This is a genomic window from Olsenella profusa, from assembly GCF_016900315.1.
Classification (GTDB): Bacteria; Actinomycetota; Coriobacteriia; order Coriobacteriales; family Atopobiaceae; genus Thermophilibacter; species Thermophilibacter profusus_A.
Window position 1 is genome coordinate 21,988 of record NZ_JACSNQ010000022.1, and the last position, 6,586, is coordinate 28,573.

Genomic DNA, 6,586 nt, shown 5'->3' on the forward strand with positions numbered 1-6,586 from the left:
GCGGCTAGAGGCCGGTGCCCGCAGCGTCGGACAGGTCTTCGGAAAGGCTCTCGGCGCCGGAGGCGGATCCGTCCGCGGCGTCGGCGGAGCCGGAGTCGTCGGTGGAGCCGGTGGTGGCGGCGCCGTCAGCGTCGGCCGAGCCGTCGTCGCTCGCGGAGTCGTCGCTCGGCTGCAGCGCCTCGAGACGGCCCTCCGCGTAGCTCTTGGCGCCGGCCTCGTCGTCCGGGTCGCACTCGATGGCGCGCTGGTAGGCGGCGATGGCCTCGTCCGTGGAGCCCTCGCGCTCGTAGAGCAGGCCGAGGTCGGCCCACGCCGGCGCGTACGAGAAGTCCTCGGAGCTCTGCGTGAGCTCCTCGAGCGCGGAGAGCGCGTCGGAGGTCTCCCCCTGGTAGTAGAGGCACATCGCACGGCTCACGCGGGCGCCGTTGACGTCGTCAGAGGAGGTGTCGTCTCCGGCGAGCGCCAGGTAGCGGTCGTAGGCGTCGACGGCCTTGGAGAACAGGTCGAGGCCGTGGGAGGTCTCGTCGTCGGTGGTGGCAAGCGCGCTCACGTAGGTGCCCCACGAGTAGTAGTTGTTGGCAAGCTGGAGCAGGGACGCCGAGTCCTCGGGGTTCTGGCTGACCGTGTTCTCAAGATCGGCCACCGTGCCCTCGAACTGGCTGTCGATGTAGTCCACGTTGTACTCAACCGACTGGTTCTGGGACTGGAACACCGAGGCGAGCGCGCCGGCAAGCGTGGAGAGCGCAAAGACCACGATGAAGATGACGACGACGATCTTCTGGAAGCGCGAGAGCTCCCCCGGCCTGCGGGTCTTCTTGGCCTGCTGGGACCCGGCCTGGCCGGCCTTTGCCCTCGGCTTGGCCTTGGCCTTTTGCGTCTTAGCCATTCGGATGACACCCTTCATGCTCGCCTGCGGGCCGCGTGCCCGCAAACTCTAAGAATATGCCACGGAGCCCCGCCCGCAAAGTGGGCAGGGCCGCACGTGGCGAGAATAACAAAAATCTGAGGGCCCTTCGCAAGGCCTACGCACGCTCCGCCTTGGCAAGGCGGGCCGCCACAAGCTTGACGGCCACCACGAAGACGTCGAGCGCCTGGCCGAGCTCCTCGAGCGTGGGATAGGTCGGCGCGATGCGGATGTTGGTGTCCGCCGGGTCGTCGCCGTAGGGCCAGGGGGCGCCCGCCGCCGTGAGCTTGACGCCAAGCTCGCCGGTCAGCTTCACGATGGCCTTGGCCGAGCCCTGCGGCCCCTCGAAGGAGACGAAGTAGCCGCCCGTGGGGTGCGTCCAGCTGGCCACGTCCAGCCCGCCGAGGCCCTCGGTGAGCTTGCGCTCCACGAGCTCGAAGCGCGGGGCCACGATGGCGGCGTGCTTCTTCATTTGCTCGGCCACGCCCGCGGCGTCCTTCAGGAAGCGCACGTGGGCAAGCTGAGAGATCTTCTCCGGGGAGACGCGCATGGCGGAGAAGGCATGGCGCAGCTCGGCCATGTCGGCCGGGGAGGCCGTGACCCACGCCATGCCGGAGCTCGGGAAGGTCACCTTGGCCGTAGAGGCGAACTCGTACACGAGGTTCTTCTCGCCGCCCTGCTCCGCAAGCACGTCGAAGATGTTGAGCAGGTGGTCGCCCTCACCCGCGAAGGTGTGGACGCAGTACGCGTTGTCCCAGAAGATGCGGAAGTCGGGCGCGGCCGGCGTGAGCGCCGCGAACGCGCGCACGACCTCGTCGGAGTAGGTGATGCCGGTGGGGTTGGCGTACTTGGGCACGCACCAGATGCCCTTGACCGTTGCGTCGTGCTCCACGTACTCGCGGACCACGTCCATGTCCGGGCCGTCCTCGCGCATCGGCACGGGGACGTTCTTGATGCCAAAGCTCTCCGTGACGGTGAAGTGGCGGTCGTAGCCAGGGGCTGGGCAGAGGAACTTGACCTCGCCCTGCTGGCACCAGGGCGCGTTGCCGCCGATGCCGTGGACGTAGGCGTTCTCCACGCAGTCGTACATGAGGTTGAGGCTCGAGGAGCCGATGACGGAGACGTTGGCCGCGTCCACGCCGAGGATCTCCGCCGCAAGGGCGCGCGCGGAGGGCAGGCCGTCGGGCGCGCCGTAGTTGTCGGCGTCGACGCCCTGGTCGGAGAGGTCGGAGCTGCTGGTCAGCAGGTCGAGCATCGGCTTGGAGAGCGCGGTCTGCTCCGGGCTCGGCTTGCCGCGGGCCATGTCGAGCTTGAGGTTGAGGGCGCGCAGGTCGTTGGCCTGGGACTCGAGCTCGGCCAGGGCGGCGTCAAGCTCGGCGTCGGTCATCTTCTGGTAGGCGGTCGTGGTGGGTCCGGTGGGCATGGTTCTCCTCCTTGGGTTCCCGCGGTTGGTCTCGCATAGTATAGATGCAAACCGCGGGCGGGCTGCTACCATGTTCGTCTGGAAAACAAGCGCTTACACGGCCGCGCGAGGCTGGCGAGGAGGACCGATGGACTTTCGCAGCGAGGACTTTGGCGAGCTCCAGCGCCTGGTGGACACGCTCTTTGCGCCGGGGATCTCGTCGGCGGCCACCTGCTCCAAGCTCGACGTGGTGGCCCGCGCGGAGATCTTCGACCTGTGCGCCGACCTTGCCGAGGTGGTGGAGGCGCTCCCCTCGCGCACCTACACCCGCCAGCGCCTCTGCGACCAGCTGAACTCCATCCTTGTCGCCCATGGGTGGGGCGCGGTGTACGGGACGGTGGAGTAGCTCGGGGCAGGGGCGCCGCGCGGGGGTCGGGCGCAGGACGCGCTTTTGGATTGCGGGCTGTTGCGCCCCAGCAGCCATGCCCCGCTTTCGGATTGCGGGCTGTTGCGCCCCGGCAGCCATGCCCCGCTTTCAAATTGCCGGTCGATGCAGCCGCGCGGCGGGATGCCGCTTTCAAAATGAGGGTTGTTGCACGTTCAGGGCCGGGCGTCGCTTAGAGATGCGCGGACGTTGCGGCCGGTGCCGGAAAACTGCTTTGAGATTGTCGGTCGTTTCGCGCACGTTCTTCTCGCCGGGCGCTCTGGCCGCAATTTTCTAAGCGCCTCGCCGTCCAGACGACGCAACAACCCCATTTTTCAAAGCCAGGCTGACGGGAGCGATGCAACAGCCTCGTGTTTCAAAGCGCTCCCCCGCCCCAACGCCGCATCGTCCGCAATTCTCTAAGCACCATCGTCCATACGGCGCGTCAGCCCCGCTCCTCAAAGCATCCGGAATAACCGCCGAGAAGAACGGTGGGGCCCTCTCGCATACGTCGGCCGACGAACACGGAGGGGCTGGGCCGCGCGCCGCGCAAGGCCGCACACAGAAAGGCGGCGCCCGGGTCAGCCCCAGACGCCGCCTGTCACGGGAACCTCTTGCAGGAGCGGCCTACTCGTCCTCGGCCAGCGCCTCCGCGATCTCGTCGGTGACGTTCATGGTGTGGTAGACGTTCTGGACGTCCTCCAGCTCGTCGAGGCGGTCGACGAGGCGCTGGACCTTCTTGGCGTCAGCCACGGAGACGTCGGTCGGCGTGGTGGGGACCATGGTGAGCTCGGAGCCCTTGACCTCGATGCCCTGGGCCTCGAGGCCCTTCTGGACGTCCTGCATCTTGTCGTAGGCGGTCCAGACGATCCACTCCTCGCCGGCGTCCTCGTAGTCCTCGCCGCCGGCCTCGGCCACGGCCATCATGAACTCGTCCTCGTCCACGGCGTTCTCGCGGTCGGCCACCTTCTTGTCCTCGGACTTGATGACCTTCTCCACGGCGATGGAGCCCTTGCGCTCAAACTGGAACGCAACGGAGCCGGAGGTGCCGAGCGAGCCGCCCGAGTGGGAGAAGGCGGAGCGCACGTCGGCGGCGGTGCGGTTCTTGTTGTCGGTCAGGCAGTCGACGTAGACGGCCACGCCGGCGGGGCCGTAGCCCTCGTAGGTGATCTCGGCGTAGTTGGCGGCATCGGCGCCGGAGCCGAAGGCCTTGTCGATGGCGGCCTTGATCTTGGCGTTGGGCATGGAGACCATGCGGGCACGGGCCACGGCGGCGGCGAGCGTCGCGTTGTTGTCCGGGTTGGGGTCGCCGCCGAGCTTGGCCGCGACGGTGATGTTACGGGAGAGCTTGGAGAACAGCGACGAGCGCTTGGCGTCGATCGCGGCCTTCTTGTGCTTGGTGGTTGCCCACTTAGAGTGTCCGGACATGTACATCTCCTTCTTGCCCCGCCCGTGGCGTGCCGACGCGCGCGGGGCCCCTCGAACGAACTCATGGCATGAAACATGCCTACGATAGCGAAGCGCAGGGTCGTTGTAAAGGGGGATGCACGTCCGCCGTCGTGGCGAACACCGTTTGCCCGAGGGCGCGCGCCCTCTGAGGTCCTTCTCGCCGCGTCGTCGCGGGGCGCCGCCACGGGGCGTGCGTCGGGGGCATGTGTTGAGGGTACGTACACCTTTCGTGGTCCTTCTCGCCGTGTCGGCTAACGTTTCCGCAGGTAGAAGGGCTGACGCGAAGACCATTGAGGCTGCAACAGTGTACGTACCCTCGGGCGGGCACGTAGCCGACGGCGAGGGGCGCGGGCGCCTAGAGCTCGTACTTGGCAACCACGCGTCGGATGGCGCGCCCCCACGGCAGCCAGATGGCGGCAAGGAACGCGCACGTGGCGAGGCCGTGCGTCACGTCGAGCGGCAGGGAGGCCGCGCACGCGGCAAGCACCGCCGGCCAGGTGAGCGGCTGCACGTAGCCGAGCACGTAATAGCCGTTGAGGACGAGCCCGTAGACGATGCCGGAGACAAGGCCCCACCCGTAGAGCACCGCCGGGCGCCGGAGCGCTCCGTGCTCGGCGAGCAGGCCCCCCACGTAGCCCACGAGCCCCCATGCGTACATCTGCCAGGGCGTCCATGGGCCCTGCCCAAAGAAGAGGTTAGACGTGAGCGCCGCCATCGCGCCCACCACAAATCCGCTCCGCCGCCCGAGGGCCGCCCCCGCCACGATGGCGATGGCCGAGACGGGCTTCACGTCCGGCAGCGGCGAGAAGAGCACGCGCCCCGCGGCCGCCACGGCGGCGAGCACCGCCGTCGGCATGAGCTGGCGAAGCGCCGGCCGCGACGCCTCGAAGCTCGCCAGGAGCAGCGCCAGGGCGAGCAGCGCCACCGCCAGCGTGAGACCGGCCGCGGCGGACACGCCGAGCGCCGCCAGGGCGACCATCGCCGCCGGCACCGCGAGGAGCGCCGGCACCTCGAGCGCCGCCAGCACGCGGGAGGGGCGCGAGACGGGGGCCGCCCCGCCGGGACGGCTGCCCGGCCGCTCGGGGAACGGGTGTGTTTGCGTGCGCTCAATCATGGGTACCAGTTTGCCATAGCGACGACGGCACAAGGAGGCACCCATGCTGTACATAGGAAACTTCAGCTACAACGACGACTCGGACAGCAAGGACAACTACTGCCTCATGCCCTGCGTCGTGGAGGCGGCCGACGCCGACGAGGCCATGGACAAGTTCGCCACCTACCTGCAGAAGGTGCGCCGCAGCTCGGACCTGCTGGACGGCGCGCACGAGATCTTCCTGGACTCCCTCACCGAGCTCGAGGGCGTGCCGGAGGAGCCCGTGATCTGCCAGTGGCAGAAGATCGTCCCGGCGATGAACGGCCTGTGCAGCATCACGAGCGCGCTGCCCGTGGTGGACGAGGTCGACGACACCGTCAACGCCTACGCCTGGGGCGACGACGACCACGACCACGATGACTACGAGGACGACCTCGAGGACGACTTCGACCTCGACGAGCTGAGCGAGGACGAGCTGGCCACGACCGAGGCGTTCCTGCTGTTCTAGGCCAGGCCCGCACGTCGCGGCCCCGTGGCACACGGCGAGAGGAACCTGACGGCAGGGGCGACCAGGCAAGGGAAACCTGGGGCGGAGGCACTCAGGCGAGAAGGACCCGCAGGCAGACGCTCAGGCGCGATAGAGCCAGGAGCGCTCGAAGAAGGTGGCCGTGGGCTCGGTGACGGCCACCTCACCGTCAAACAGAAGCGAGACCGTGTCCGCCACGGCCCGGACGAAGCCGAGGTCGTGCGTGGCCACCACCACCGTCGCCCCCGCGTCGCGGGCGGCGGCCACGCGGGCGGCCACGCGGGCACGGAAGGCGTCGTCGAGCCCCTTGGTCGGCTCGTCGAGCAGCAGCAGGCGCGGGCGCAGCAGCAGGAGCTTCTCCAGGGCAAGGAGCTGCTGCTGGCCGCCGGAGAGGTCGTAGGGGTGGCGCTCGGCGGCGCTCGCAAGGCCCGTGCGCCCCAGGGCGGCCTCCACCTCGGCCGCGCCGTAGCCTCCCCCGCGCCGCCACTCCGTGAGCTCCTGGGCCACCGTCTCGCAGGCGAGCAGCGCGCGCGGGCTCTGCGGCAGCAGCGCCTGCGCGTCCGCGGCGGCGTTGCGCACGCGCCCGCGCTGGGCCCGCAGCGTCCCGGCGAGGGCGCCGAGCAGGGTTGACTTGCCGCAGCCGTTCGACCCCACGAGGGCGCGCACCTCGCCGGCGGCAACCGCGAGGTCGAGGCCGCGGAGCACCCAGCGGCCGTCACGCGCGTAGCGCAGCCAGAGGTTGTCCGCGCGCAGCAGGTCCTTCTCGCCTGGCGGGACGGGGCTGGGCG

General features: G+C 69.3%; 7 protein-coding genes. 2 read left to right on the forward strand and 5 right to left on the reverse strand.

Annotated elements, in window-relative coordinates:
• Positions 1-4 precede the first annotated feature (4 nt).
• Complete coding sequence (locus tag H9X80_RS08275) at positions 5-886, reverse strand: tetratricopeptide repeat protein (RefSeq protein WP_204793871.1); 882 nt, start codon at positions 884-886, stop codon at positions 5-7.
• Positions 887-1,022: 136 nt separating this feature from the next.
• Complete coding sequence (locus H9X80_RS08280) at positions 1,023-2,327, reverse strand: PLP-dependent aminotransferase family protein (protein ID WP_204793872.1); 1,305 nt, start codon at positions 2,325-2,327, stop codon at positions 1,023-1,025.
• A 127-nt stretch (positions 2,328-2,454) separates the two neighbouring features.
• On the opposite strand from H9X80_RS08280, the gene H9X80_RS08285 reads away from it, so the two are divergent.
• Complete coding sequence (locus tag H9X80_RS08285) at positions 2,455-2,712, forward strand: hypothetical protein (protein ID WP_204793873.1); 258 nt, start codon at positions 2,455-2,457, stop codon at positions 2,710-2,712.
• Positions 2,713-3,357: 645 nt separating this feature from the next.
• On the opposite strand, the gene H9X80_RS08290 is transcribed toward H9X80_RS08285, so the two are convergent.
• Complete coding sequence (locus H9X80_RS08290) at positions 3,358-4,158, reverse strand: YebC/PmpR family DNA-binding transcriptional regulator (protein WP_087352563.1); 801 nt, start codon at positions 4,156-4,158, stop codon at positions 3,358-3,360.
• A gap of 376 nt (positions 4,159-4,534) precedes the next feature.
• The gene (locus H9X80_RS08295; RefSeq protein ID WP_204793874.1) at positions 4,535-5,293 is read right to left on the reverse strand and encodes an ECF transporter S component; all 759 of its coding nucleotides are present in this window, start codon (positions 5,291-5,293) and stop codon (positions 4,535-4,537) included.
• A 43-nt stretch (positions 5,294-5,336) separates the two neighbouring features.
• Here H9X80_RS08295 and H9X80_RS08300 point away from each other — a divergent pair, with 43 nt between their 5' ends.
• Complete coding sequence (locus H9X80_RS08300) at positions 5,337-5,780, forward strand: hypothetical protein (protein WP_204793875.1); 444 nt, start codon at positions 5,337-5,339, stop codon at positions 5,778-5,780.
• Between the two features lie 120 nt (positions 5,781-5,900).
• Here H9X80_RS08300 and H9X80_RS08305 read toward each other — a convergent pair.
• On the reverse strand, positions 5,901-6,586 hold a 686-nt coding region (locus H9X80_RS08305), incomplete at its 5' end, for an ATP-binding cassette domain-containing protein (protein ID WP_204793876.1).

Coding starts and splice junctions, on each gene's coding strand:
- H9X80_RS08290 (WP_087352563.1), bottom strand. CDS start 4,158: ATGTCCGGACACTCTAAGTGGGCAACCACCAAGCACAAGAAGGCCGCG.
- H9X80_RS08295 (WP_204793874.1), bottom strand. CDS start 5,293: ATGATTGAGCGCACGCAAACACACCCGTTCCCCGAGCGGCCGGGCAGC.
- H9X80_RS08285 (WP_204793873.1), top strand. CDS start 2,455: ATGGACTTTCGCAGCGAGGACTTTGGCGAGCTCCAGCGCCTGGTGGAC.
- H9X80_RS08280 (WP_204793872.1), bottom strand. CDS start 2,327: ATGCCCACCGGACCCACCACGACCGCCTACCAGAAGATGACCGACGCC.
- H9X80_RS08275 (WP_204793871.1), bottom strand. CDS start 886: ATGGCTAAGACGCAAAAGGCCAAGGCCAAGCCGAGGGCAAAGGCCGGC.
- H9X80_RS08300 (WP_204793875.1), top strand. CDS start 5,337: ATGCTGTACATAGGAAACTTCAGCTACAACGACGACTCGGACAGCAAG.